The following is a 26,461-nucleotide window of genomic DNA, read 5'->3' on the forward strand; positions in this document are numbered from 1 at the left end:
TGTGCTACAGGGTTTGAGGAACGTTGGATCGCGGCTAACGCCACACCGCCATCAACGCATGAAGCTCAGCCTCGCTGATCAGCCCTTCGGGGTAACGCCCGGCAAGTAGCCGTCGTGGGTCGGTCGTCCTGACCCTGCTGCTTCCATGGTGCTTCAACCACTTCGCCAAACGCTCGAGCGATGCATGGTCTAGTGCCAATGGGCGCAATGCCGACTCACTTGCTGCATTCATTTCTACACGTACTCCTGGCCCGTGAGCAGCTAACCTACGCAAGTAGTGTTACAAGCAGACAACCCGATGACACCGGGCTATCTGTTTGAAAAACAATACAAAAGCTATGCCACTACACGTGCCAGGCGTCGCCGGGCTGGGAAGCGAGCGTACACCCTCGCCGCGCCCCACGGGCCATCAACGGTGCACAGGCGCCGGCTGCTGCTGGGTCAGGCAATGAATGTTACCGCCGCCCAACAGCAATTCCCGCCCAGGGATCATCACCACCTCATGGTCAGGAAAGATGCTCGACAGTATGGCCTTGGCCTCGGCATCGGCCGGGTCGTCGAAGCTCGGCGCGATGATGCCGCCGTTGACGATCAGGAAGTTGACGTACGAGCCTGCCAGACGCACCGAAGGGTCACGCTCCTGGCTGCCCGACACCTGGTCGACGCCGGCACATTCCTCTTCGGTGGCATACAGCGGCCCGGGGATTGGCATCTTGTGCACGACGAAGGCCCGCCCCCTGGCGTCGCGGGTGGTCTGCAGCACTTCCATGGCCGCGTGGCAACGCGCGTAGTTGGGGTCGTTCGCGTCATCTGTCCAGGCCAGTAACACTTCACCTGGGCGCACGTAACAGCAGAAGTTGTCGACATGGCCATCGGTTTCGTCGTTGTACAGGCCGTCCGGCAGCCAGACCACGGTATCGACCGCGAGGTTGTCGCGCAGCACAGCTTCGATCTGCTCGCGGTTCAGGTGTGGATTACGGTTGTGGTTCAGCAGGCACTCTTCGGTGGTGATCACCGTGCCTTCGCCGTCCACATGGATCGAGCCGCCTTCGAGCACGAACCCTTCGGTGCGATAACGCTGGCAGCGCTCCATCTCCAGCACCTTGCCAGCCAACGCCTCGTCTTTGTTCCACGGTGCGTACAGGCCACCCTCGAAGCCGCCCCAGGCGTTGAAGTCCCAGTCTACGCCGCGCACTTCGCCGTTGTCGTTGACCACGAAAGTGGGGCCGGTATCACGCACCCAGGCATCGTCGCTGCTGAGTTCGACAACCCGGATATTGGGCTGGTCCAGCAGGCGACGCGCGTTTTCATACTGGCCGGCAGAGACGCCCACGGTGACCGGTTCGAAGCGCGCGATCGCCTTGGCCAGGGTGACATGGGCCGCCTGTGCCGGCTTGCCGCCCAGGCGCCAGTTATCCGGCCGCTCGGGCCAGACCATCCAGACCTGGGTTTGCGGGGCCCATTCGGCGGGCATGTGGAAACCATCGGCACGGGGCGTGGAAGTGAGGGTTTTCATCGTTGACCTCTGTCATGGCCCTGCCCGGAAGGGTATGGGCGTAAAAAGCGTTTATAACCGATATAAATCCGTGTTGAAACAGAATAATGCCGCAAGACCCTGATAAGCCCGACACAATATTTCGATAATAATCGGCAAATACGTGACGCCGGTCGGGCGCAACCTTCACCCTAGCATTGACCAGAGCAGTGCCGCGCGCCTTGCTCGACAGGACAAGCACGCTTCTGCCAGCTAGGGTCATAACGCACAGCATGCAGAGTGTTTCCCGATGAACGTGATACCCACTACCCTTCCCGAAGTGCTGATCATCGAACCCAAGGTCTTCGGCGACAGCCGAGGTTTTTTCTTCGAGTCCTTCAACGCCCGCGAGTTTGCCCGGCTGACCGGCGCCAAGGTCGAGTTCGTCCAGGACAACCACTCGCGCTCTGGCCGGGGCGTGCTGCGTGGGCTGCATTATCAGGTGGCCAATACCCAAGGCAAACTGGTGCGCGTGGTACAGGGCGAGATCCGCGATGTGGCCGTGGATGTGCGCAGGCACTCGCCCACGTTCGGCCAGTGGGTGGCAGTGCACCTGTCGGCGGAAAACCATCGTCAGCTGTGGATCCCGGCAGGCTTTGCCCATGGCTTTGCGGTGATGGGCGATTCGGCGGAGTTTCTGTACAAGACCACCGACTACTACAACCCACAGGCCGACCGCTGCATCCGCTGGGACGACCCGACACTGGCCATCGACTGGGGTCTGCAACAGCCGCCTGTGCTCTCAGACAAGGACAAGCTGGGCGTGTCGTGGGCAGAAGCACAAGTGCTGCCTTAACTAGCGCATAATTGCTTCAGACCCTTCTGACGCAATGATGTGATGATCGCCAAGAACACACCTCCTCGCCGCCCTCGCTGGCGCAGCCTGGCTTTACTGGCGCTGTGCCTGGTGCCGCTGCTATGGCCGCTGCATCACCTGGCTGAGCGCTATTACCGGCAAGAGTTGGCCTCGCAGAACCGGCAGACCCTCGACCTGTATGTCGCCAACCTGCTGGGCACGCTGCACCGCTATGAAACCTTGCCGCAGATCCTTGGCGATTTGCCAGCCCTGCGCGGGGTGCTGGCCGACCCGTTTCGCCTGGAAGCGGTCACCAATGCCAACCGCCTGCTGAAAAACATCGTGCAGCAGACCGGCGCCGAGGTGATGTACCTCATGGACGTCAGCGGCAATACCCTGGCGGCCTCAAACTGGGACAAACACGACAGCTTCGTAGGGCGCAACTTCGCGTTTCGCCCCTACTTCAACGAAGCCATGGCCGGGCACCTCGGTCGTTTCTTCGGCCAGGGCACAACGTCCGCGAAGCGGGGTTATTTCTTCGCCGCCGCCGTGCGCGACGGCGAACGCACCGTCGGTGTGCTGGTGGTCAAGGTTGACCTCGATCATACCGAGACCTTATGGGGCCGCACGCCCGAGCAACTGTTGCTGACCGATCACAACGGCGTGGTCATCCTCACGTCACGCCCGGAGTGGCGTTTTCGCGCTACCCGGCCGCTGACCGCAGCCGAGCGCCAGGCCATCATCGCCATCCAGCCGTACCCAACCCAGGCCCCCCAGCCGCTGGTGATCAGTGACGATGCCTGGATCACCCAGACCCGGGCCATTCCAGAAACCGGCTGGCAGGTCAGCATACTTGCGCCGCGCATCCTGGTGGACCGCTCCGCGCAGACGGTCACGGCCATCGGTGCCGGCGCTCTGCTGGTCATCGTGCTGCTGACCGGCCTGGTGATGCAGCGGCGCCGTCATTATATGGACCGCATCGATTTCGAGGCCCGCGGGCGCCAGCAACTCGAACAGCGGGTGGCCGAGCGTACCGCCGACCTCGAAGGGCTCAATGCGCGCCTCAAAAGCGCCGTGCTCGAACGCGAGAATGCCCAGCAGGAGGCCGTGAGGGCCCAGGACGAACTGGTGCAGGCAGGCAAGCTGTCGGTGCTGGGCACCATGTCGGCGAGTATCAGCCATGAGCTCAACCAGCCCCTGGCAGCCATTCGCAGCTATGCCGAAAACGCCGAGATCCTGTTGGACCACCAACGTACCGAAGACGCGCGCGGCAACCTGAAACTGATCGGCGAGCTGACCGGACGCATGGCCTCGATCATTGCCCACCTGCGTGCCTTTGCCCGCCGCGACCGCCACGCTCCAGAAAGCGTAGCCCTGCAACCGGCCCTGGACGACGCCCTGGCCCTGCTTGCCAAACGTCGCCGGGCAATGGCGGTTGAGCTGGTGCGCGACCTGCCGGAAGCCACGCTGTGGGTACAGGCGGGCGAAACCCGCCTGCGCCAGGTACTGGGCAACTTGCTGGCCAATGCCCTGGACGCGTTGACCGAGAAGGCCAACCCGCGCCGGCTGTGGATAAGTGCCGAACAGCAGGACGATTGCGTTTATCTCTCCATTCGCGACAACGGCCCCGGCTTCAGCCGTCAGGCACTGGAGCATGCCATGGAGCCCTTTTTCACCACCAAGACCCGCACCCAGGGGCTGGGCTTGGGCCTGGCCATATGTGACAGCCTGATGCGCACCCTAGGGGGTGAGCTGCTGCTGGCCAACCACCCCGAGGGCGGTGCGTTGCTGACCTTGAAAATGCGCGTAGCCCCACCGGGTGCCACCTTGCCCAATTCAGAGGATTCTTCGGCATGAGCCCCGAAACACTGATCGACAGTCGCGCCCAGGTGATCCTGGTCGACGACGACGCACACCTGCGCCAGGCCCTGAGCCAGACGCTGGACCTGGCCGGGCTCAAGGTCGTGGCATTGGCCGATGCCCATGGCCTGGCCGAGCGTATCCCGGCAGACTGGCCAGGCGTTGTAGTCAGCGATATCCGCATGCCGGGTATCGATGGCCTGCAGCTGCTTGAGCAATTGCATGGCCTGGACAGCGAGCTACCGGTGCTTTTGATCACCGGGCACGGCGATGTCCCGTTGGCGGTACAAGCCATGCGCGCCGGTGCCTACGACTTCCTGGAAAAGCCCTTCGCCAGCGACGCCCTGCTCGACAGCGTGCGCCGCGCCCTGGCACTGCGCCAATTAGTGCTGGAGAACCGCAGCCTGCGCATGGCATTGAGCGACCGCCAGCAACTGGCCACACGTTTGGTGGGCCAGTCTGCGGCCATGCAGCGTCTGCGCGAGCAGATCGGCGCACTCGCCGGCACGCGAGCCGACGTATTGATCCTTGGTGAGACCGGGGCTGGCAAAGAAGTGGTCGCCCGCGCCCTGCACGACCTGTCGAGCCGCCGGGACGGGCCCTTCGTGGCCATCAACGCTGGCGCTTTGGCCGAATCGGTGGTCGAGAGCGAGCTGTTTGGCCATGAGCCCGGCGCCTTCACGGGCGCGCAAAAACGCCGCATCGGCAAATTCGAATTTGCCAATGGCGGTACGTTGTTCCTCGATGAAATCGAAAGCATGAGCCTGGATGTGCAGGTAAAGCTGTTGCGCATGCTGCAGGAGCGCGTCGTCGAGCGGTTGGGTGGCAATCAGCTGATACCGCTGGACATCCGCATCATCGCCGCCACCAAGGAAGACTTGCGCCAGGCCGCCGACCAGGGGCGTTTTCGCGCCGATCTGTATTACCGCCTGAACGTCGCGCCCTTGCGCATTCCGCCGCTGCGCGAACGTGGCGACGACATCCTGATGCTCTTCCAGCATTTCGCCGATGCCGCCAGTCAGCGCCATGGCCTGGGGCCGCACGCCCTGCAACCCGCGCAACGGGCTTTGCTGCTGCGTCATGACTGGCCGGGCAACGTGCGCGAACTGCAAAACGCGGCCGAACGCTTCGCCCTCGGGCTGGAACTGGCGCTCGATGGCCAGGCGCCGCCTGCAACCCACGCTCCCGCCCCCGTCACCGGCAACCTGAGCGAGCAGGTCGAGCACTTCGAGCGCTCGTTGATCACGGCCGAACTGGCTCAGCCGCACGGCTCGCTGCGTAGCCTGGCCGAAGCGCTGGGTGTTCCACGCAAGACGCTGCACGACAAGTTGCGCAAGCATGGCCTGAGCTTCGAAGGCGGCGGCGGTGGCCATGACGACCATGAGGAAACCCGTTGATGAGCAAACCGATTCACCCTCTGCAGACAGTGCTTCACTCCGATATTCCATTGACCCGGGACATGGGCCTGGAGGTACTGGACTGGCAACAGCATACCCTGCGCCTGCAACTGCCCTTGGCCGCCAACGTCAACCACAAGAACACCATGTTCGGCGGCAGCCTCTACTGCGCAGCGGTACTGGCCGGCTGGGGCTGGTTGCACCTGCGGCTAAAGGAACTGGGCATCGATGATGGGCACATCGTCATTCAGGAAGGGCAGATCAGCTACCCGCTGCCGGTTACCGGCGCTGCCGTGGCCAGTTGCGCTGCTCCGGACGAGAAGGCCTGGTCGCGATTCCTGGCAATGTATCAGCGGCGTGGGCGGGCACGGCTGACGCTGGAAACAACGGTGAGCAATGTGGGCAGTGATGAAGTGGCGGTGATGTTCAGCGGGCAGTATGTGTTGCACAGGTGAGCGGCGGGCGGCCAATTGGCGGTCTTGATTGAAACCGGGAACTGGGGCCGCTTCGCGGCCCATCGCGGCACGAGGCCGCTCCCACAAAGACCGCATTTGCCTGCGGGTCCGTGCATTAAAAAAGGCTATCGATTTCTCGGATGGAAGCGGCTTTGCCGGGGCGCCGGACCGGCCGCGATGGGCCGCAAAGCGGCCCCTTCGGTCCTCTACCCATGAACAATTTCAATCCCTAAAGCCACACTTATCCTCGCCAGTCAAACAAGCCCAAGCAAGGCCTCTCGCCAACGGGCCCCCGCCGGCAGGGCAAGGAAGTAGGGATTGAGCAACGATTCGCGCGCCGGATAGCGGAAGGGTTGGCCGTCGACCTCAATCACCTCGCCCCCGGCACCCTCGACCACACCCTGGGCGGCCGCCGTGTCCCACTGGGAGGTCGGCGCCAAGCGTGGGTAGCAGTCGGCGCTGCCTTCGGCCAACAGGCAGAACTTCAGTGAACTGCCCACCGACACCAGCTCAAGCGGCCCCACAGCAGCACTCAACCCGTTCAGCAAAGCCTCTTGCCGAGGGCTGGAGTGTCGGCGGCTGGCAACCACGGTGAACGGCGACCCGGCAGGCGGGATGGCGCGTACCTGGATGGCCTGCGCGGTTTCACCCCGCTCCGCTCGCCAGGCACCCAGTGCCCGCCCTCCAAAGTAGCAACGCCCCGAAGTGGGCATCGATACTACCCCGAACACCACCTCGCCCTGATCGATCAAGGCAATGTTGACCGTAAACTCCTCGCTGCCGGCAATGAACTCCTTGGTGCCGTCGAGCGGGTCGACCAACCACCAACGGCGCCACGTCTGGCGCTCCGCCAACGGGATATCGCAGTCTTCTTCGGACAGGACGGGAATGTGCGGGGCCAGGGCCTGCAAGCCCTCTGCAATCACCTGGTGTGCTGCCAGGTCGGCAGCCGTGACGGGCGAGTCGTCGGCCTTGTTGACGACGGCCACATCAGCGCGCCAGAACGGCAGGATCGCCTCGCCCGCCGACAGCGCCAACGCCACCACGTCCCGCATCAATTGCTGATCGTTCATGGTGCCAGTACCCCGCGCTGGATCAGCAGGTCACGCGCCAGGTACAAGGCAGCCAGCGCTCGCCCTTCGCTGAACTGCGGGTGCATGGCCAAGGCCGACAGCTCCCGCAGGTTGACCTTGTCCACGCCCATCGGCTCCGGCTCATCGCCCTCAAGCCGTTCCTCATACAGGTCGGTGGCCAGTACCACCTGGATCTTCTGGCTCATGTAGCCCGGGGACAGGGACAGCTCGGTCAGGTGCTCCAGTTGCCGTGCACCAAAGCCGGCTTCTTCCTTGAGCTCCCGGTCAGCTGCCGCCAGCACGTCCTCGCCCGGTTCGATCAAGCCCTTGGGTAGCGACAGTTCATATTCGTCAGTCCCGCCGCAGTACTCTTCCACCAGTACAGCGTGCTCGGCATCGAGCATGGCCACGATCATCACCGCACCATAGCCATTGCCCCGGCCCACCAGCCGCTCGTAGGTGCGTTCCACGCCGTTGCTGAAGCGCAACTCGACGGCCTCAACTCGGAACAGGCGGCTGCTGGCGACGATCTCGCGGCTGAGGACGGTAGGTTTCTGGCGCATGGGGGGCTCCTTGGCGTGAACGGGTTACTATACCGTGGCTTGCCGACCGAACGAGAGTTTCCCATGCCTGTTCTTCCCTGGTCCGCCATCGATACCGTCCTGCTGGACATGGATGGCACACTGCTCGACCTGCACTACGACAACCGCTTCTGGCTGGAGCACCTGCCGCAGCGCTATGCAGAGCTGCACGGCGTGAGCCGGGCGATGGCGCAGCTGGAACTCGAGCCGCTGTTCGAGCGCAACGCCGGTACCTTGAACTGGTATTGCCTGGACTTCTGGAGCCGTGAGCTGCGCCTGCCGATCCGCGAGCTCAAGCGCGAAATCGCCGACCTGATCGCCTTGCGGCCCGATGCCGATACCTTTCTGGCCGCGATCGGCCAGGCAGGCAAGCGGGTGATCATGATCACCAATGCACACCGCGATTCACTCTCGCTCAAGCTCGAACGCATCGAACTGGCACCCTACTTCGACCGCATGATCAGCTCCCACGACTACGGGTTTCCCAAGGAGAGCCCGCAGTTCTGGGATGCCTTGCAGGCCGATATCGGCTTTGAACCTGCCCGCAGCCTGTTCATCGACGACACGCTGCCCATCTTGCGCAGTGCCCGGCAATTCGGCGTGGGCCACTTGCTGGCGGTGCGCCAGCCGGACAGCCAGGCGCAGCCTCGAGACACCGCAGAGTTCGCAGCTGTCGAAGACTATCGGGAATTGCTGAACGGTCTTTGAACGCAAACCCGCGCCATGGGCGCGAGTTGCGGTGACAAGCCTCTGGATGGGCCTATCGGTTACTCGGGAATACGCAGCACCTGGCCCGGATAGATCTTGTTCGGATCCGACAGCATGGGCTTGTTGGCCTCGAAGATCTTCTGGTACTTGTTGGCATCGCCGTAGACCTTCTTGGAGATGGCGCTGAGGGTATCGCCCTTCTCCACGGTCACGAAGCGCGCCGCCTGGGCTACGGGGCCGGTGACGGTGATCTGGTCGTCGACGCTGGCCACGCCTTCAATGTTGCCGGCTGCCAGAATGATCTTCTCTTTCTCTTCCTGGCTGGCCACCTCGCCCTTGAGGGTCACCTTGTCGCCTTCCACGGTGGCAGTGATGTTGGGGTTACCCAACCCGACGTTTTCGACGTGCTTCTTCAACTGCTCCTCGGCCTCGGCATTGCCGGGGGTCAGCAGATCGATCAACTTCTCGCCTGCTTCCTTCACAAAGCTGAATAGACTCATGACGCTCTCCTTGTTGATGTGAAACCGTTGGACAATGAAGTCTGGGCCAAGACTCAATCGGTCATCGCACTGCGACCTATCGACGCGGTCTATCACGGCATAGACCCTAGCAATTAGACGTCGCCGGCAGGCAAGCCTAGGCTTGTAGCCTCAGTAAGCCGGCGCCCGTCGCCGATCAAGAGCACGCCTGGATGAACAGCAAGCCACCGCTGTGTGCGGCCTCGTTACCGTTAGCCATGCCCGCCGCCAGCACTACCTATGATTACGTCCAGCTCGGCGATGGCCAGCCCGGCAGCACGCCACTGGCCGAAGAAGTCGCCCTGGCGATCGTGTACAACGGCCTGAACCAGGCCGTCATGCTCGTCAGCCCGACCGACCTGGAAGATTTTGCCGTTGGCTTCAGTGTGGGCAGCGGCATCGTTGAAAGCACTGCCGAAATCTACGACGTCAAACTGTCGGGAAGCGGCGCTTCGATGTATGCAGACCTGGAAATCTCCAGCCGCGCCTTCTGGAACCTGAAGAACCAACGCCGCCAACTGGCCGGCACCAGCGGCTGTGGCCTGTGCGGCGTCGAAGCCCTGGAGCAGGCGCTGCCGGACCTGGCCAAATTGCCGGGCGCACCGTTGCCCCCTGCCCAGTGGCTGGTCGGCCTGCGCCAGCGGATCGACGCCTTTCAGCCGCTGGGCCAGCACTGCGGCGCCGTGCATGCGGCCTTGTTCATGGACCGCCATGGCGAACTGCTGCTGGGCCGCGAAGACATTGGCCGGCACAACGCCCTCGACAAGCTCATTGGCGCACTGTTGCGTCAGGGTATCGACAGCGACGGCGGCCTGGCCATCGTCACCAGCCGTTGCAGCCTGGAATTGATCCAGAAGGTGCTGCGTGCCGGCATCCAGACCCTGGTCAGCCTGTCGGCGCCTACGGGCCTGGCCCTGCAATGGGCACGCAGGCACAACCTCAACCTCATTCATTTGCCCAAACACAGCGCACCGCGGGTCTACAGCCCGGCGGCGGAGTCGTAACAGCCGTGACCTCGTACCAGCCTATTCCGAAAAACGCCCCAGCCTCCTCTCCTCGCTACAAGCCCTACCACGGCCCTGCCGGCGGCTGGGGTGCATTGCGCAGCGTGGCCAAAGCCTGGGTTGGCAGCGACAACCCGCTGAAGAACATCCGTGCCCTGCTCAAGACCAACCAGAACGGCGGCTTTGACTGCCCAGGTTGCGCCTGGGGCGACTCGCCTGAAAGCGGCATGGTCAAGTTCTGCGAAAACGGCGCCAAGGCGGTCAACTGGGAAGCCACCAAACGCCGCGTGGACGCTGCATTCTTCGCCCGCTACAGCGTCACCTCGTTGCTGCAGCAAAGCGATTACTGGCTGGAGTACCAAGGCCGACTGACCGAGCCGATGGTGTACGACGCCGCCACTGATCGCTACCAGCCCATCAGCTGGGACGCCGCGTTCGCCCTCATCGGCCGAGAGCTGAACAAGCTCGCAAGCCCTGACCAGGCCGAGTTCTACACCTCCGGGCGCGCCAGCAACGAAGCGGCGTACCTCTACCAGCTCTTCGTGCGCGCCTACGGCACCAACAACTTCCCGGACTGCTCGAACATGTGCCACGAGGCCAGCGGTGTGGCGCTGGGGCAGAGCGTGGGGGTAGGCAAGGGTACCGTCACGTTCGAGGATTTCGAGCACGCCGACGCGATCTTCGTCTGGGGCCAGAACCCGGGCACCAACCACCCGCGCATGCTGGACCCGCTGCGCGATGCAGTGAAACGCGGTGCGCAGGTGGTGTGCATCAACCCGCTCAAGGAGCGCGGCCTGGAACGCTTCCAGCACCCGCAAAACCCGCTGGAGATGCTGACCAACAGCGACCGCCCCACCAATACCGCGTTCTTCCGCCCGGCCCTGGGTGGCGACATGGCCATGCTGCGGGGCATGGCCAAGTTCGCCCTGCAATGGGAGCGTGAGGCGCAGGCCAAGGGTGAGCCGGCGGTCTTCGACCACGCCTTCATCGCCGAGCACGGGCATGGCCTGGACGACTACCTGGCGGTGGTCGATACCACGCCTTGGGCGCATATCCAGCAGCAGGCGGGCTTGGCACTCGAAGACATCGAACTGGCCGCCCGCATGTACTGCCGGAGCCAGCGCGTGATCATGTGTTGGGCCATGGGCATCACCCAGCACCGTCACTCGGTGCCGACCATCCAGGAACTGGTCAACCTGCAAATGCTGCGCGGCAACATCGGCGCGCCAGGGGCCGGGCTGTGCCCGGTTCGCGGTCACAGCAACGTGCAGGGCGACCGCACCATGGGTATCAACGAGCGTCCGCCGGCCGCCCTGCTCGACGCCATCGAAGCGCGCTTCGGCTTCCCGGTGCCGCGCAAGAACGGGCACAACACCGTCGAGGCCATCCATGCCATGCTCCAGGGGCACGCCAAGGTGTTCATCGGACTAGGCGGCAACTTCGCCCAGGCCACGCCTGACACCGAGCGCACCGCGCGAGCGCTGCGCAACTGCGAACTGACCGTGCACATCAGCACCAAGCTCAACCGCAGCCACCTGGTTCACGGCAAGCAGGCGCTTATCCTGCCTTGCCTGGGCCGTACCGACATCGACATGCAAGCGGACGGGCCTCAAGCGGTCACCGTCGAAGACTCGTTCAGCATGGTCCACGGCTCCAACGGCCAGCTCAAGCCACTGTCCCGGCAGATGCGGTCTGAGCCCGCGGTCATCGCTGGCATCGCTGCTGCCACCCTGGGCAAACACCCTGTGGACTGGCAATGGCTGGTGGCCGACTACGACCGTATTCGGGCTCTGATCGCCGACACCATTGCAGGCTTCTCTGATTTCAATCAGCGCATGCGGCAGCCTGGGGGATTCTACCTGGGCAATAGCGCCGGCCGGCGTGAGTGGGCCACGGCCAATGGCCGCGCCAACTTCAAAGCCAACCTGCTGCCAGATTCGCTGCTCGACGAGCGCGTGCGTGCCAGCGGCCAGGTGCCGGACTTGGTATTGCAATCGATGCGCTCGCACGATCAGTACAACACCACCATCTATGGCCTGGACGACCGTTACCGAGGCGTGCGCGGCCAGCGCGACGTGTTGTTCGCCAACGAAGCCGACATCGTTCGGCTGGGCTTCAAGCCTGGTCAGAAGGTCGACATCGTTTCACTGTGGGGGGATGAGCATGTTCGCCGAGTGCGCGGCTTTACCCTCCTGGCGTTCGACATACCTGCCGGGCAGGCAGCGGCCTATTATCCAGAAGTGAATCCGCTGGTACCGCTGGAGAGCATTGGCGAGGGTAGCCACACGCCAACGTCCAAGTTCATTGCCATCAAGCTGGTACGCGCCGAGGACGACGGACGAATTCTCTGAATGAAAAAGCCCTGGTCCAATGCAGGATCAGGGCTCTGTCACAAGAGCATAAGACCGCAGGAAAAAGATAAAGTTTCACTTATAAATCAATGAGTTGACGAATTGTGTACAACCCGTGCAATTCGTCGGATATTCGTTGCCACTGGATGCAGATAGAAGCACATTCGCCTCGTCATCCCTTTGAGGCTCTCTTGAATGAAGAAGTACTCCTCGATTCTGTTGTTGTCTTTTGGCTTGCTCAGCGGCGTTGCCATGGCAGGCGGCTCCACCGAGGCCGGCATTGGCGGCGCATTGGGTGGGGTACTGGGCTCAGTCGTAGGCCAGTCCATTGGTGGTAGCACTGGCGGCGCCATTGGCGCAGGCCTGGGCGGCGCCGCCGGCAGTGCGGTCGGCGCCGACAAGCGTCAGCGCGGCGAAGCGGCCATCGGCGGTGCGCTCGGCGCAGCAGGCGGCAACGTAGTAGGCCGTAGCGTTGGTGGCACCACCGGCAGTTACATCGGTGCAGCCGCTGGCGGTGGCGCAGGCGGTGCCCTGGGCAACTACATGGGCAACAAGGCCGATCAGGATGATCGCCGCGACCATCGCCGCTACCGCCGCGACTACGACGACCGTCGTCACTGGGACCGTGGTCACCATTATGGCCACCGCAAGCACGGCCGCCATCGCCACCCTTGATGAGTCAGGGTAGCCGCTGCGCATAGAACCCCGCCTTGATGGCGGGGTTTTTATTGAGCCCGCTCTGCAAGCGCCGCTAACCTCGCCGCCAATTGCGCCGGTAGCACTACCGGCTGGCCACTGGCACGGTCAATGAACACCTGCACCACCGTCCCCGCCGCACAAGCCTGGGCCTCACCATGGCGATAGAGCGCCAGCCGGTACTCCACGGTGCTCCCAGCCAGACGCGTCACCCCCAGCGCCACCTCCAGTACGTCCGGAAAGCCCGGCAGGGCGTAGAAGTCTGCCGCCGAGCTGACCACAAACGCCGCCAGTTCGCCGTCGCGCAGGTCCAGTTCCGCGTGCTCAATCAGAAAAGCATGGATGGCCGTTTCAAAGTACGCATGCACGGTCGAGCCGGCGATATGGCCGTTGGCGTCGTTGTCTTGCGCGCGGGTCAGGATCGGATGCACGTGGGAAAAGGCAGTGCGCTGGGGAGGCTGGATCATCGGGCGGGCTCACGGCTTCACATTGGGTGTACACAGTGAACCAGAAAATGAGCCGTTTGATCGAATTAACCCTTTTGAAGCCCCCAGCAAAAAGCCGCCCCGAAGGGCGGCTCTTTTACTACAACCTGCTTCAGCTTACAGCTGAGGACCCGCAGCCTTGATGGCGTCGGATACATCGAACTTCTTGAAGTTTTCGATGAACAGGTTGGCCAGGCCTTTGGCGGCTTCGTCGTAGGCAGCCTTGTCAGCCCAGTTGGTGCGCGGGTTGAGCAGGTCAGTCTCGACGCCTGGTACCGACTTCGGCACGTCCAGGTTGATGATGTCCAGGTGCTCGGTTTCAGCACCGACCAACGCGCCGCTCTGGATGGCAGCGATCACGGCACGGGTGGTCGGAATGCTGAAGCGCTTGCCCACACCGTAGCCACCGCCCGTCCAGCCGGTGTTGACCAGGTAGACCTTGGAGTTGAAGCCGTTGATGCGCTTGATCAGCAGCTCGGCGTACTCACCAGCAGGGCGCGGGAAGAACGGCGCGCCGAAGCAGGTGGAGAAGGTCGACTTGATGCCGCCGCCCGAGCCCATTTCGGTGGAACCGACCAGCGCGGTGTAGCCGGACAGGAAGTGGTAGGCCGCCTGCTCGTTGTTCAGGATCGATACGGGCGGCAGTACGCCAGTCAGGTCGCAGGTCAGGAAGATGACCGCGTTCGGCTCACCACCCAGGTTAGCCTCGGAGCGCTTGGCCACGTGTTCCAGCGGGTAGGCGGCGCGGCTGTTCTGGGTCAGGCTGACGTCGCTGTAATCGGCGTGCTTGTTGGCATCGAGCACGACGTTTTCCAGGACGGCGCCATGCTTGATGGCTTTCCAGATGACCGGCTCGTTCTTCTCGGACAGGTCGATGCACTTGGCGTAGCAGCCACCTTCCATGTTGAAGACGACACCTTCACCCCAACCGTGCTCGTCGTCACCGATCAGGTAGCGGCTCTCGTCGGCCGACAGCGTGGTCTTGCCGGTGCCGGACAGACCGAAGAACAGGGTGACATCACCCTCTTCGCCGATGTTGGCCGCGCAGTGCATTGGCAGTACGTCGGCAGCCGGCAGCAGGAAGTTCTGCACTGAGAACATGGCTTTCTTCATTTCGCCAGCGTAACGCATGCCAGCGATCAGCACTTTCTTCTGGGCGAAGTTGATGATCACGCAACCATCGGAGTTGGTGCCATCACGCTCAGGCTCGCAGACGAAGTTGGCGACGTTGAGGATCTGCCACTCGCCACGACCAGCCGGGTTGAACTGCTCCGGGTTGATGAACAGGCAACGCCCGAACAGGTTCTGCCAGGCCGTCTGGGTGGTCATCTTGACTGGCAGGTAGTGCTCGGCCGCCGCCCCTACGTGGACGTAGGAAACGAAGTGATCCTGGGCGTTGTTGAACGCCTCGACGCGGTCCCACAGGGCATCGAACTTGTCGGCCGGGAACTTGCGGTTGATCGGGCCCCAGGCAATGGCGTCCTGGGTGGAAGGTTCTTCGACGATGAAACGGTCAGCCGGGGAACGGCCGGTACGGTGGCCGGTCTCCACGACCAGTGCACCCGTGTCGGCTAGTACACCTTCACCGCGTTGCAGCGCTTCTTTTACCAGCTCATCGACGCTCAGGTCGGTGTACACGGTGTTGTTGGCTTGCGTCATGAGATACCCCATCCGGCCCGAGGCCGAGTGCTCCAAACGTTTTGTAGTCGTTTCAGAAAAACTACTACAGCGAAAAAAGTGGCCGGATTATGCCAGAAACGCCCAAAAAAAGTAGGCCCCTCCTGTCAGAACCGAGCTTTTGCGCAATTCGACAGGAGAATCTCCTGTAGTGAAACGTTTCAGTGAAGAGTTTCTGAGGCAGAGTCCGTGCCGCCGCCCGCAAAGAGCTGTGCGACATCGCTGGCATCGAAGAAATACCGCTCATTGCAGAACTGGCAGTCGATCTCCACCGTACCCCCGCATTCCTCTACCAACGCCTTGGCATCGGCTTCACCCAGGCTTACCAGCGCATTGCCGGAACGCTCGCGCGAGCAGCTGCAGTTGAAGCGCAGGGGCTGGACGTCGAACAGGCGCACGGCATCTTCGTGGTACAGGCGGTGCAGCAGGGTTTCGTTGGCTTCGGCCCACTCTTGCGGCTTGAGGGTCTTGGCCAGGGCCACTACATGCTGCCAGCTGTCTTCACGTTCCTCGTCGTCGGGCTGACGGTCGCGCGGCAGCTGCTGCAGCAGCAGGCCACGGGCCTTGCCCGCCTCGGCGTGCAGCCAGAACCGAGTGTTCAGCTGCTGGGATTGCACGAAGTAATTGGTGAAGCATTCCGAGAGGTCGGCACCGTCGAGCTCGACAGTGCCCTGGTAGCGCTGGCCCCTGACCGGATCGATGGTCAGCGTCAGGTGCCCGCCTGGCATCAGCTCGGACAGGGTGGCATCGGCTGCAATCTGGTCGGCCTCGTAGCGGGCCATGCCGCGGATGTCTCGGTCCCCGGAGCACTCGACCATCAGCAATGGAAGAGGCCCTTCCGAGCGCGCCTGCAGGATCAGCAGGCCGTCGAACTTGAGGGCACCGACCAGCAGCGCGGTGGCGGCCATCAGCTCGCCGAGCAAGGTCTTGACCGGCGCCGGGTACTCGTGACGCGCCAACACCGCGGCGTAGCTGTCATCGAGAGACACCCACTCGCCGCGCACATCGCGCTCGTCGAAGATGAAACGTTGGGTGAAATCTGTATCTGGCAAATCGCTCATGGTTGTCTGGCTATCTGAAAATAATGACAAGATAATTGCCGGGATTTGCAATCCCGTCGTCGAGCGTTTCGGGCGCTCATTCCCGTTAGGAGATCGAGGTATCTTATGGACAATCGACCACTGTTCCAAGCGAGGTGGTCCCGGGGGCCATTGGTAGCCTGTACGCTACTGCCCATCGCGCTACTGTGTTTCTGGTTATGGCCTGTTGGCCAGATGCTGTGCCTGACATTCGACGAATGGCTGTTCCACAGCCTCAACGCACCGCTGGCTGAAAGCACCGCCTGGCGCTACATCTGGACCGTTGGCAGCCTGCGCCCGTTCGACATCGTCGTCGGCCTGATCCTGCTGGCCACGCTGATCCGGGGCGACTGGGTGTTCAAGGCCGCCCAGGTTCGCCAGGCATTTTTCGGCTTTCTGGTCACGCTACTGCTCTTAGTGGTGATTCGAGCACTGTTTTCCAAGTGGGTCGACGCTGCCGGTTGGCAACACAACAGCCCATCGATGATGCTCGATGGCGCCGTGCACCTGAGTGACTACTACCCACACCTGGAGGCAACCTGGGAGCTCAAGGACCGTTCCAGCAAGAGCTTCCCGGGCGATCATGCTTCGGTACTGCTCATCTGGGCGTTGTTCATGAGCGTCTTCAGTCGCCGCGTCGGGCAGTACCTGGTGATCTGGGGGCTGGCGGTGCTGTTCATGCTGCCACGCCTGGTCGCTGGCGCACACTGGGGCCAGGATGATTACATCGGCGGCCTGTTGATGGCGGTGCTGGCTCTGGGCTGGAGCCTGTACACGCCCCTGGCGGCCAGAAGCAGTGCTGCGCTGGTGCGCTGGACCGCCCCGCTGTTCAGGCTGCTGGGCAGGTTGCCGTTGGTCGGTCGGATGGCCGTGCTGCGCTAAGCCCAGGCCGCCTGGCGGCCCCGGCTACTCGAAGCTTCCGTGCAATTGATGTATCTGGCGGCGCTGCTTCTTGGTCGGCCGCCCATCGGTGGTGACACCGGTGGCACCGGCCTTGCGCAGCGCCGCAGCCTGCTCGCGCCGGCGCACGCTTTCTTCGGTTTCTTCATACAGGGCCTGCGCTTGCGGTGCACCGCGGCGTACGGCCGACAGCGCCTTTACCACCACCGTGCGCTCGTCGAAGCCCGTACGCAGGACGAATTCATCGCCCACCCGCGGCTCCTTGCCCGGTTTGCATCGCTCGCCACGGCAATGCACCTTGCCACTTTCGATGGCCGCCTTGGCCAGCGCGCGCGTCTTGTAGAAACGCGCCGCCCACAGCCATTTGTCCAGGCGAACCTTGTCGTCATCTTCGACTTTCTGTGCCATCCCGATACCTCGAATTCCGTGATTGGGGGAACTGTACTACCGTAAGCATCGGATGCAAAAATTCCCCGCCATGCTTACAGTTCACTCTCTCATCCGCTGGGTGCGTTTCGTGAAGACATTTGATCATCTGACTGTAATTGGCCTGCGGGAATGGGTAGCCTTGCCCGAGCTGGGCGTGGCAGGGCTACGCGCCAAGATCGACACCGGCGCCAGCACCTCCAGCCTGCATGCCACCGAGATAGAACCTTTCGAACGCAATGGCCAGCCGTGGGTCCGATTCACTGCGCACCTGGGTTCGATCGTGCAATTGCGTCATCGCCGCTGCGAGGCGCCGCTGGTGAGCATGAAAACCATTCGAAGCTCCAATGGCCACGCCCAAACCCGTTATGTCATTCGCACCACGCTCGCGTTGGGTGACAGGGTATGGGCTGTCGAATTTACCCTGGCTTGCCGCAAGAGCATGCGTTACCGCCTGTTGCTGGGTTCCAAGGCCCTGATTCACGGCCAGTTGGTCGTCAATCCGGGCCTGAAGTACGTACAAGACAAACCTGCCTTTCCGGCCACCCACACTACCTTGACAGGTGCTGCATGAAGATCGCTGTGCTTTCGCGTAATCCGCGTCTGTATTCCACCCGCCGCCTGGTCGAAGCCGGTACCCAGCGTGGTCACGAGATGGTGGTGATCGATACCCTGCGGGCCTACATGAACATCGCCAGCCACAAGCCGCAGATTCACTACCGCGGCAAGCCACTGGAAGGGTTCGATGCAGTCATCCCGCGCATTGGTGCCTCTGTCACTTTCTATGGCTGCGCTGTGCTGCGCCAGTTCGAAATGATGGGGGTGTACCCGCTCAACGAGTCGGTCGCCATCGCACGTTCGCGCGACAAGCTGCGCTCGTTGCAATTGCTGTCGCGCCGCGGCATTGGCTTGCCGGTAACCGGCTTCGCCCATTCGCCCGATGACATTCCGGACCTGATCCAGATGGTCCACGGCGCCCCGCTGGTGATCAAGGTCCTCGAGGGCACCCAAGGCATTGGCGTGGTGCTGTGCGAAACCACCAAGGCAGCCGAATCTGTGATCGAAGCCTTCATGGGGCTCAAGCAGAACATCATGGTCCAGGAGTACATCAAGGAAGCCGGTGGCGCTGATATCCGCTGCTTCGTGGTGGGTGACAAGGTAATCGCGTCGATGAAACGCCAGGCCAAACCCGGCGAGTTTCGCTCCAACCTGCACCGTGGTGGGGTTGCCAGCCTGATCAAGATCACCCCGGAAGAGCGCATGACGGCTATTCGCGCAGCCAAGGTAATGGGCTTGAGCGTGGCCGGCGTCGACATTCTGCGCTCCAACCACGGCCCACTGGTAATGGAGGTCAACTCGTCACCGGGGCTGGAGGGCATCGAGGTGACTACCGGCAAGGACGTAGCCGGCATGATTTTCGAACACCTGGAGAAGAACGGCGGGCCCAACCAGACCCGAACCAAGGGCAAGGGCTGATCGCCCCGCTGGCTGCCTACCAGGCCAGCCTGCTTCCTCGGTGGCTGATCGGCCCCTGGAAGCACGCCAGTGCCAGACTTGCGATCAGACAGCGTTGCGCGGCAATAGCAGCCCCAAGGGTAACCGTACCCGCGCTTCGATACCGCCCCCAGAACGATTGCGCAGCTCGACGTTGCCGCCATGCTGGGCGGCGATTCGCTTGACGATGGCCAGGCCCAGCCCGGTGCCTTTGCCGCCTCGGGCACGGTCACCCCGAATGAACGGGTTGAAGATGGTCTCGAGCTCGGATTCGTCGATTCCTGCCCCTCGGTCAAGCACGCTCAGCACCACATACGGGGCGCTTTCGTCCCCCGAGACATAGGCTGCAACCTCGACGCCCTTGCCCGCATGGTGCAGGGCATTGCCAATCAGGTTGCCCAACATGCGCTTGAGCGACACCCGGCGCAATGGAAACGGCGGTATGGGCTCCAGGCACAAGCGAACACGTTCCTCGGGCTGGTTGTAGGGTGCGACCACTTCACGCACCAACGCGCCAAGATCGACTTCTTCGAGGGGCTCGTCCCGCCCGTCGCGAATGAACGCCAGGAACTGGTCGAGAATGGCGTCCATGTCTTCGATATCGCGCACCATGTCGTCGCTCAGCTCACTGTCGCTGCCGAGCAAGGACAGTGAAAGTCTCAGCCGGGTCAGCGGGGTGCGCAAGTCGTGGGAGACGCCAGCCAGCATCAACTCGCGCTCGCGCCCGGCTTGCTCGACATCCTCGGCCATCTGGTTGAAGGCTTTGTACACCTCGGTCATTTCGCTGGGCGTGTCGCTGACCGGCAGGCGCACACTGCGCCCCTGGCCAAGCTGGCGCGCGGCGAACACCAGGCGTTTGAGCGGCTGGTTCAACTGACGCACGAATATCCAGGCTGAGGCAGTGGACAGCAAGCCAATGGCCAGGAACCAGCCCAGCACGTTCCAGATTTTCTGCCCGCGCAACGGGTGGGGATACAACGGCACTTTCAGCCAGCCCGGGCCCAGGCTGGGCGCGTTGACCCATAAGGCAGGCGGTGCATGGATGCGCAGCCGTACCTCGGTGTCCTCGCCAAGCTCGGCCTGCATCTGCCGTTGGTAGATTTCGCTGTAGGGCCAGTGCTGCTCGCCCTCCGGTACGCCAGCACCGGTTACCCGGATCAGGCCTGCCGCCTCGGCGATCTGGTCACGGTTCTCTTCATCGGCCGCCCAATAGGCGCGCAAGGTCAATGCCACGCCGTGGCTGTACTGCCGATCGACCAAAACGTCCTCGTTCATCAGCAGGTAGACCAGGGTCAACGCCTTGGAGAACAGGACGACGATCAGCACCAGCCACAAGGTGCGCGCGAAGAAACTCTGCGGAAACCACAGCGGCGTCTTCATCTAGGCAGCAGCGTCATTTGCCGGCGTTTCCATCCGGTACGAACACATAGCCCACACCCCATACCGTCTGGATGTAGCGCGGTTTGGACGGGTCTGGCTCGATCATGCGGCGCAGGCGCGAGATCTGTACGTCGATGGAGCGCTCCAGCGCATCCCATTCACGCCCGCGTGCCAGGTTCATGAGTTTGTCGCGGGTCAACGGTTCGCGGGCATGCATCACCAGGGCCTTGAGCACGGCGAATTCGCCCGTGGTGAGCATGTGCACTTCGTCGCCACGCTTGAGTTCGCGAGTGGCCAGGGACAACTCGTAGTCGCCGAAGGTGACCGACTCGTCCTCGCTGCCCGGCGCACCGGGCACCGAAGGTGCCTGGCGACGCAGCACGGCCTTGACCCGGGCCATCAGCTCGTCGGGGTTGAACGGCTTGCCGAGGTAGTCGTCGGCGCCCAGTTCCAGGCCCTTGATGCGGCTGAGCTCGTCACCTTTGGCCGTGAGCATGATGATGGGGATCTGATTGTTCTGTTGGCGCAGGCGCTTGCAGGCGGACAAGCCGTCTTCGCCCGGCAGCATCAGGTCGAGCACCACCAGGTTGAACACTTCACGCTGGAGCAGGCGGTCCATCTGCTCGGTGTTGGGGACCGCGCGGGCACGATAACCCTTGCTGGTGAAGAAACGTTCAAGCAGGCTGCTGAGCCCTGGATCGTCGTCGACGATCAGAATTTTTTCACCTTCAGCGGTAGTTGGCGTGCCGGTCATGAATTACTCCTCTGGTATCGCTGCGCATTATGGCGTAGCCGCTGCAACGCGTGCCGTGAGCATTGTTAGCAGATTTTTCCCGGGACGCCACTTCCAACTGGCGCCAGGCCATCACCGCAAGCCGTTTGCGATGGGTATAATGCGCCGCTTTCATCCAGCGCCGCCGGGCGAAAGGCCCACCGGCGACTCCGTATTCAAGAACGTCAGGTGGTTTACATGGACAGCATCAACAGCCGTATCGCCGAGGAACTGGGCGTACGCCCACAACAGGTCGAGGCGGCCGTGGGCCTGTTGGACGAAGGCTCTACCGTGCCTTTCATCGCCCGTTACCGCAAAGAGGTGACCGGCAGCCTGGACGACACCCAGCTGCGCCACCTGGAAGAGCGCCTGCGCTACTTGCGCGAACTCGACGAGCGCCGCATCAGCATCCTTGCCAGCATCGAGGAGCAAGGCAAGCTGACGCCGGAACTGGCGCGCGAGATCAAGCTGGCCGACACCAAGACGCGCCTCGAAGACCTCTACCTGCCCTACAAGCAAAAGCGCCGCACCAAGGGCCAGATCGCCCTGGAAGCTGGCTTGGGCGAGCTGGCCGACAGCCTGTTCGCCGACCCGTCCCTGGCCCCGGAAAGCGAAGCGGCGCGCTTTGTCAGCGCCGACAAGGGCGTGGCAGACGTCAAGGCTGCGCTGGAGGGAGCCAAATACATCCTCATGGAGCGTTTCGCCGAAGATGCAGCCCTGCTCGACAAACTGCGCAGCTTCCTCAAGCAGGAAGCGGTGCTCAGCGCGCGCGTGGTGCCCGGCAAGGAAGAAGAAGGCGCCAAGTTCCGCGACTACTTCGCCCATGACGAGCTGCTGCGCAGCGCGCCGTCGCACCGCGCGCTGGCGATCTTCCGCGGGCGCAACGAAGGCGTGCTCAGCGCCTCGCTGAAAGTGGGCGAAGAGCTGCCGGGTACCCTGCACCCGTGCGAATTGATGATCGGTGAGCACGTCGGCATCGAGAACCGCGGCCGCGTGGCCGATAAATGGCTAGGCGAAGTGGTGCGCTGGACCTGGAAGGTCAAGCTCTACACCCACCTGGAGACCGACCTGTTCGGGGAACTGCGCGACAATGCCGAGGGTGAGGCAATCAACGTCTTCGCCCACAACCTGCATGACCTGCTGCTGGCAGCGCCTGCCGGCCCGCGCGCCACGCTGGGCTTCGACCCTGGCCTGCGCACAGGCTGCAAGATCGCCGTGGTCGATGCCACTGGCAAGCTGCTCGACTACACAACCGTGTATCCCCATGCCCCCAGAAACGAATGGGACCGCACGCTTTCGGTGATGGCTGCGCTGTGCGCCAAGCATTCGGTCGAGCTCATCGCCATCGGCAATGGCACCGCCAGCCGCGAGAGCGACAAGCTGGTGGCTGACCTGGTCAAGCAGTACCCTGCCCTGAAGATCACCAAGGTCATGGTCTCCGAAGCCGGCGCCTCGGTGTACTCGGCATCGGAGCTGGCGGCTCGGGAATTCCCCGACCTGGATGTGTCGATCCGTGGCGCGGTCTCGATTGCACGTCGCCTGCAGGATCCACTGGCCGAGCTGGTCAAGATCGATCCCAAGTCCATCGGCGTGGGCCAGTACCAGCACGACGTGTCGCAAGTGAAGCTGGCACGCGGCCTCGACGCCGTCGTCGAGGATTGCGTGAACGCCGTCGGCGTGGACGTGAACACCGCGTCGGTCGCCCTGCTCACGCGTATTTCGGGGTTGAACACGACCCTGGCACAGAACATCGTGGCCCACCGTGATGCCAACGGCCCGTTTGCCACCCGTGCGGCCTTGAAGAAGGTCAGCCGGCTGGGTGAGAAGACCTTCGAGCAGGCCGCAGGCTTCTTGCGCGTGATGAACGGCGACAACCCGCTGGACGCCTCTGCCGTTCACCCCGAGGCTTACCCGCTGGTGCAGCGCATCGCTGCCAATACCGACCGGGACATCCGCTCGCTGATCGGGGACAGCAGTTTCCTCAAGCGCCTGGACCCGAAGAAGTTCACCGACGAAACCTTTGGCCTGCCCACGGTGACCGACATCCTGCAGGAACTGGACAAGCCTGGCCGCGACCCGCGCCCGGAGTTCAAGACGGCCACCTTCCAGGACGGGGTCGAGGACCTCAAGGACCTGGAGCCTGGGATGATCCTGGAAGGCGTAGTGACCAACGTCACCAATTTCGGCGCGTTCGTGGATATCGGCGTGCATCAGGATGGGCTGGTGCACATCTCGGCGCTGTCGGAAAAGTTCGTCAAGGACCCACGCGAAGCGGTCAAGGCTGGCGATGTGGTCAAGGTCAAGGTCATGGAAGTGGACATTCCGCGCAAGCGTGTTGGCCTGTCCATGCGCATGAGCGACACGCCGGGCGAAAAGGTCGAAGGCAACCGGGGTGGCGGACGTGGCCAGGGGGGTGGCCGTCAGCAACCGGCGCCCCGTCAGCGCGAGACCGCCACTGCAGCGCCGGCCAACAACGCCATGGCTGCCCTGTTCGCCAACGCCAAGCAGTTGAAGAAGAAGTGATGGACGTGGCGCCGGAGTACGTACAAAGCGCCTTCAGCCAACTGCTGGGCTGCAGCCTGCAACGCCTGGAAGCGGGCGTTGCCGAGGTAAGCCTGGCGGTGGCGCCGCACCTGCGCAACCGGGGCCAGAAGCTTCATGGCGGGGCGATCTTCAGCCTGGTGGACATCGCCATGGGGCTGGCCTGCTCGTCCAGCCACGGCTTCGAGCAGCAGAGCGTCACCCTCGAATGCAAGATCAACTACCTGCGCGCCGTCAGCGATGGCGAGGTGCTATGCACCGCTCGGGTATTGCACGCAGGGAAGCGCACGCTGGTGGTCGACGCTGACGTAGTTCAGGGCGACAAGCTGGTGGCCAAGGCGCAAGGAACCTTCGTCGCTCTCTAGCTCACAAAGCACTATCTGCGGTAATTTCGGCAGTGCGCGCGCACTGCTGGGGCCGCGGTAAACCAGGCGACAACGCCCGTTCCCTTCCACCTACCCTTGTAGACCGTCCTCTCTACCCCCATATTGGGGCGACTGACGCGTGAAGGAATACATCTTGAGCACACTCCTCAACCGCCGCCTGAGCTTGCTCGGCGCCAATCTCCCCTTGCTCAAGCAGTGTCTGCACGGCATTGAGCGCGAATGCCTGCGCGTGACAGACAGTGGCCGTCTGGCCCAGACACCGCACCCTGAAGCACTAGGCGCGGCGCTGACCAACGAACAGATCACCACCGATTATTCCGAATCACTGCTTGAATTCATCACCCCCGCGCTGCCTGACGCCGCTGCGGTGCTGGAAAACCTCGAGCAGATTCACAGGTTCGTCTATACCAAGCTTAGCGATGAGTACCTGTGGAGCCCGTCGATGCCGTGTTCGCTGCCGGCTGAAGAAGATATCCCCATCGCCGAGTACGGCACCTCCAACATCGGCAAGCTCAAGCATGTCTATCGCAAGGGCCTGGCCCTGCGCTACGGCCGCACCATGCAGTGCATCGCCGGCATCCATTACAACTTCTCGCTGCCCGAGGCCCTGTGGCCATTGCTGCGCGAAGCCGAAGGCAGCACTGAGAACGAACGGGATTACCAATCGGCCGCCTACATTGCCTTGATCCGCAATTTCCGTCGCTACAGCTGGCTGCTCATGTACCTGTTCGGCGCCTCGCCCGCCTTGGACAAGGGCTTTCTGCGGGGTCGCGCCCATCAGCTCGAAGAGCTCGATGGCGAAACCCTCTACCTGCCCTACGCCACCAGCCTGCGCATGAGCGACCTGGGCTACCAGAGCAATGCCCAGGCGGGCCTGACGCCCTGCTACAACAACCTGGCCAGCTATACCGACAGCCTGCGCAAGGCGGTGGGCACGCCGTACCCACCCTATGTGGAGATTGGCACCCATGTCGATGGCGAGTGGGTACAGCTGAACACCAACATTCTGCAAATCGAGAACGAGTACTACTCCAACATCCGTCCCAAGCGGGTGACCTACTCAGGCGAGCGCCCAATCCAGGCGCTTACCTCCCGCGGGGTGCAGTACGTGGAGGTGCGCTGCCTGGACATCAACCCGCTCCTGCCGGTGGGCATCGACCTCACCGAGGCACGCTTTCTCGATGCGTTTCTGCTGTTCTGCGCGCTGGACGACAGCCCGCAGCTCAACAACAACGAATGCAGCCAGTGCACCAGCAATTTCCTGAGCGTGGTCAAAGAAGGCCGGCGTCCAGGCCTGAAGTTGCAGCGTGATGGGCAGCCTGTACCTCTCAAAGACTGGGCCAGCGAGTTGATTGCTCAGATCGGTCAATTGGCCAACCTGCTCGACCAGGCCCAGGGCGGAGATGATCACGTGCAGGCCCTGCAAGCCCAGCAGGCGAAAGTCGACGACCCTGAGCTGACCCCATCGGCCCAAGTGTTGGCGCGCATGACCGAGCATGACGAGAGTTTCATCGCGTTCTCGCTGCGGCAAAGTCGTCTCCACGCCCAGACACTGCGCGAGCAGCCCCTGAGCCCCGACCAGCAGCAGGCCTTCGAAACACAGGCGCGCGAGTCCCTGGCCAAGCAATCCCAGATGGAACAGGAAGAAGTGGGCGAGTTCGACACCTTCGTGGGCGCCTACCAGGCCAGTATCCTGGCAATCAGCAACTGATGACCCGCAACACCTCAGCGCGCAAGCCGCGCGCCAGCAGCCAGGCCCGGATCGAAGCGATCCTGGCAGCTGCCCGCGAGCTCCTGGCAGAGGGCGGGGTGGCTGGCCTGTCGATCTACAGCGTGGCCGAGCGCGCGCAAATCCCGCCGTCGTCGGTCTACCACTTCTTCGCCAGCGTGCCTGCGCTGCTCGAAGCCCTGACTGCTGACGTTCACCGGGCATTTCGCGAAGCCCTCAGCGCGCCCATCGACAGCAGCGCGCTCACCACTTGGCACCAGCTGTCCCGGCTGATCGAACAGCGCATGCTGGACATCTATCACCAGGACGCCGCGGCCAGGCAGCTGATTCTGGCCCAGCATGGGCTCAGTGAAGTGGTGCAGGCCGACCGCCGACACGATATGGAACTGGGCGAACTGATGCACCGCCTGTTCGACCGGCACTTCCAGTTGCCGAGCCTGCCAGACGATGTACACGTGTTCGCCCTGGCCATGGAGCTGAGCGACCGGGTCTATGCCCGGTCGATGCAATTGTTCGACCAGATCACCCCACGCATGGCCGAAGAAGGCATGCGTGTGTTCGAAGCCTATATGTCCCTCTATCTGCCGCCCTTCCTGCCACCGCGCAAGGCGAGCTGAAC

At 62.9% G+C, this 26,461-nt stretch carries 26 protein-coding genes; 15 read left to right on the top strand and 11 right to left on the bottom strand.

The genetic code is table 11. The annotated features are described in order from the left end of the window. Positions 1–34: 34 nt before the first annotated feature. Both ACF8GB_RS02305 and aguA read right to left on the bottom strand, forming a co-directional pair. Positions 35–232, bottom strand: coding sequence for a hypothetical protein (locus tag ACF8GB_RS02305; RefSeq protein ID WP_078477827.1), 198 nt, complete (start codon positions 230–232; stop codon positions 35–37). A 177-nt stretch (positions 233–409) separates the two neighbouring features. After that, positions 410–1,516: an agmatine deiminase gene (gene aguA / locus ACF8GB_RS02310; protein WP_058605942.1), complete on the bottom strand. Its 1,107-nt coding sequence runs from the start codon at positions 1,514–1,516 to the stop codon at positions 410–412. Between the two features lie 268 nt (positions 1,517–1,784). Here aguA and rfbC point away from each other — a divergent pair, with 268 nt between their 5' ends. From rfbC to ACF8GB_RS02330, 4 genes are read left to right on the top strand one after another with little or no spacing between them, the layout of a single operon-like run. After that, on the top strand, positions 1,785–2,330 hold the full coding sequence (gene rfbC / locus ACF8GB_RS02315; RefSeq protein WP_058638940.1) for a dTDP-4-dehydrorhamnose 3,5-epimerase: 546 nt from the start codon (positions 1,785–1,787) through the stop codon (positions 2,328–2,330). Positions 2,331–2,372: 42 nt separating this feature from the next. Continuing rightward, complete coding sequence (locus ACF8GB_RS02320; RefSeq protein WP_058605940.1) at positions 2,373–4,187, top strand: ATP-binding protein; 1,815 nt, start codon at positions 2,373–2,375, stop codon at positions 4,185–4,187. Then, positions 4,184–5,587: a sigma-54 dependent transcriptional regulator gene (locus ACF8GB_RS02325; RefSeq protein WP_182139392.1), complete on the top strand. Its 1,404-nt coding sequence runs from the start codon at positions 4,184–4,186 to the stop codon at positions 5,585–5,587. The genes ACF8GB_RS02320 and ACF8GB_RS02325 overlap by 4 nt, the downstream gene beginning before the upstream one ends. Continuing rightward, complete coding sequence (locus tag ACF8GB_RS02330) at positions 5,587–6,042, top strand: YiiD C-terminal domain-containing protein (protein ID WP_182139393.1); 456 nt, start codon at positions 5,587–5,589, stop codon at positions 6,040–6,042. Before ACF8GB_RS02325 ends, ACF8GB_RS02330 begins: the two co-directional genes overlap by 1 nt. Positions 6,043–6,296: 254 nt before the next feature. On the opposite strand, the gene cysQ is transcribed toward ACF8GB_RS02330, so the two are convergent. Further along, positions 6,297–7,115 (bottom strand): 3'(2'),5'-bisphosphate nucleotidase CysQ, encoded by an 819-nt coding sequence (gene cysQ, locus ACF8GB_RS02335; protein ID WP_392526494.1) that lies wholly within the window; start codon positions 7,113–7,115, stop codon positions 6,297–6,299. After that, positions 7,112–7,678: an ADP compounds hydrolase NudE gene (gene nudE / locus ACF8GB_RS02340; RefSeq protein WP_058605999.1), complete on the bottom strand. Its 567-nt coding sequence runs from the start codon at positions 7,676–7,678 to the stop codon at positions 7,112–7,114. Before nudE ends, cysQ begins: the two co-directional genes overlap by 4 nt. Positions 7,679–7,741: 63 nt before the next feature. Between nudE and yrfG the strand changes: the two genes are divergently transcribed. Then, entirely contained in the window at positions 7,742–8,404 is a 663-nt protein-coding gene (gene yrfG, locus ACF8GB_RS02345) for a GMP/IMP nucleotidase (protein ID WP_058605998.1), read from the top strand. A gap of 59 nt (positions 8,405–8,463) precedes the next feature. Here yrfG and lysM read toward each other — a convergent pair whose 3' ends face one another. Continuing rightward, positions 8,464–8,904: a peptidoglycan-binding protein LysM gene (lysM, locus tag ACF8GB_RS02350; RefSeq protein ID WP_196121388.1), complete on the bottom strand. Its 441-nt coding sequence runs from the start codon at positions 8,902–8,904 to the stop codon at positions 8,464–8,466. A gap of 191 nt (positions 8,905–9,095) precedes the next feature. On the opposite strand from lysM, the gene fdhD reads away from it, so the two are divergent. The 3 genes from fdhD (at position 9,096) to ACF8GB_RS02365 (ending at position 12,952) form a co-directional block, all read left to right on the top strand. Next, positions 9,096–9,926 carry a formate dehydrogenase accessory sulfurtransferase FdhD gene (gene fdhD, locus ACF8GB_RS02355; protein WP_058637086.1) on the top strand — a complete coding sequence of 277 codons (831 nt, stop codon included), beginning with the start codon at positions 9,096–9,098 and terminating at the stop codon, positions 9,924–9,926. A gap of 5 nt (positions 9,927–9,931) precedes the next feature. Next, positions 9,932–12,277, top strand: coding sequence for an FdhF/YdeP family oxidoreductase (locus ACF8GB_RS02360; protein WP_326383682.1), 2,346 nt, complete (start codon positions 9,932–9,934; stop codon positions 12,275–12,277). Positions 12,278–12,472: 195 nt separating this feature from the next. Continuing rightward, positions 12,473–12,952, top strand: a complete 480-nt coding sequence (locus ACF8GB_RS02365; protein WP_058605994.1) for a glycine zipper domain-containing protein — start codon at positions 12,473–12,475, stop codon at positions 12,950–12,952. 50 nt (positions 12,953–13,002) lie between these two features. Here the strand turns inward: ACF8GB_RS02365 and ACF8GB_RS02370 are convergent, their stop codons facing one another. From ACF8GB_RS02370 to hslO, 3 genes are all read right to left on the bottom strand, one after another. Then, a complete protein-coding gene (locus ACF8GB_RS02370; RefSeq protein ID WP_196185997.1) occupies positions 13,003–13,440 on the bottom strand; it encodes a thioesterase family protein in 438 nt (145 codons plus the stop codon). A gap of 135 nt (positions 13,441–13,575) precedes the next feature. Beyond that, positions 13,576–15,117, bottom strand: coding sequence for a phosphoenolpyruvate carboxykinase (locus tag ACF8GB_RS02375; RefSeq protein WP_023535742.1), 1,542 nt, complete (start codon positions 15,115–15,117; stop codon positions 13,576–13,578). A gap of 179 nt (positions 15,118–15,296) precedes the next feature. After that, entirely contained in the window at positions 15,297–16,196 is a 900-nt protein-coding gene (gene hslO, locus ACF8GB_RS02380; protein WP_392526495.1) for an Hsp33 family molecular chaperone HslO, read from the bottom strand. Positions 16,197–16,301: 105 nt separating this feature from the next. On the opposite strand from hslO, the gene ACF8GB_RS02385 reads away from it, so the two are divergent. Next, entirely contained in the window at positions 16,302–17,096 is a 795-nt protein-coding gene (locus ACF8GB_RS02385) for a phosphatase PAP2 family protein (RefSeq protein ID WP_392526496.1), read from the top strand. A 24-nt stretch (positions 17,097–17,120) separates the two neighbouring features. On the opposite strand, the gene ACF8GB_RS02390 is transcribed toward ACF8GB_RS02385, so the two are convergent. After that, entirely contained in the window at positions 17,121–17,522 is a 402-nt protein-coding gene (locus tag ACF8GB_RS02390; protein ID WP_058604726.1) for an RNA-binding S4 domain-containing protein, read from the bottom strand. A 109-nt stretch (positions 17,523–17,631) separates the two neighbouring features. On the opposite strand from ACF8GB_RS02390, the gene ACF8GB_RS02395 reads away from it, so the two are divergent. Together ACF8GB_RS02395 and rimK are read left to right on the top strand one after the other, a co-directional pair. Beyond that, positions 17,632–18,114 (top strand): ATP-dependent zinc protease, encoded by a 483-nt coding sequence (locus ACF8GB_RS02395; protein WP_023535750.1) that lies wholly within the window; start codon positions 17,632–17,634, stop codon positions 18,112–18,114. Next, positions 18,111–19,016 (top strand): 30S ribosomal protein S6--L-glutamate ligase, encoded by a 906-nt coding sequence (gene rimK / locus ACF8GB_RS02400; RefSeq protein ID WP_027914119.1) that lies wholly within the window; start codon positions 18,111–18,113, stop codon positions 19,014–19,016. Before ACF8GB_RS02395 ends, rimK begins: the two co-directional genes overlap by 4 nt. An 84-nt stretch (positions 19,017–19,100) precedes the next feature. Here the strand turns inward: rimK and ACF8GB_RS02405 are convergent, their stop codons facing one another. After that, entirely contained in the window at positions 19,101–20,414 is a 1,314-nt protein-coding gene (locus ACF8GB_RS02405) for an ATP-binding protein (RefSeq protein WP_058604725.1), read from the bottom strand. A 13-nt stretch (positions 20,415–20,427) separates the two neighbouring features. Continuing rightward, entirely contained in the window at positions 20,428–21,168 is a 741-nt protein-coding gene (ompR, locus tag ACF8GB_RS02410; RefSeq protein WP_058637080.1) for a two-component system response regulator OmpR, read from the bottom strand. A 216-nt stretch (positions 21,169–21,384) separates the two neighbouring features. Between ompR and ACF8GB_RS02415 the strand changes: the two genes are divergently transcribed. From ACF8GB_RS02415 to ACF8GB_RS02430, 4 genes are all read left to right on the top strand, one after another. Continuing rightward, entirely contained in the window at positions 21,385–23,709 is a 2,325-nt protein-coding gene (locus tag ACF8GB_RS02415) for a Tex family protein (protein ID WP_058637079.1), read from the top strand. Next, positions 23,709–24,092, top strand: coding sequence for a PaaI family thioesterase (locus ACF8GB_RS02420; RefSeq protein ID WP_058637078.1), 384 nt, complete (start codon positions 23,709–23,711; stop codon positions 24,090–24,092). The genes ACF8GB_RS02415 and ACF8GB_RS02420 overlap by 1 nt, the downstream gene beginning before the upstream one ends. Positions 24,093–24,231: 139 nt before the next feature. Next, entirely contained in the window at positions 24,232–25,824 is a 1,593-nt protein-coding gene (gene gshA, locus ACF8GB_RS02425) for a glutamate--cysteine ligase (protein WP_145253835.1), read from the top strand. Further along, positions 25,824–26,459, top strand: coding sequence for a TetR/AcrR family transcriptional regulator (locus ACF8GB_RS02430; protein ID WP_078477823.1), 636 nt, complete (start codon positions 25,824–25,826; stop codon positions 26,457–26,459). The genes gshA and ACF8GB_RS02430 overlap by 1 nt, the downstream gene beginning before the upstream one ends. Positions 26,460–26,461: the final 2 nt, after the last annotated feature.

The organism is Pseudomonas sp. xss_4 (assembly GCF_043104125.1).
In the GTDB taxonomy this organism is placed as follows: Bacteria; Pseudomonadota; Gammaproteobacteria; order Pseudomonadales; family Pseudomonadaceae; genus Aquipseudomonas; species Aquipseudomonas parafulva_B.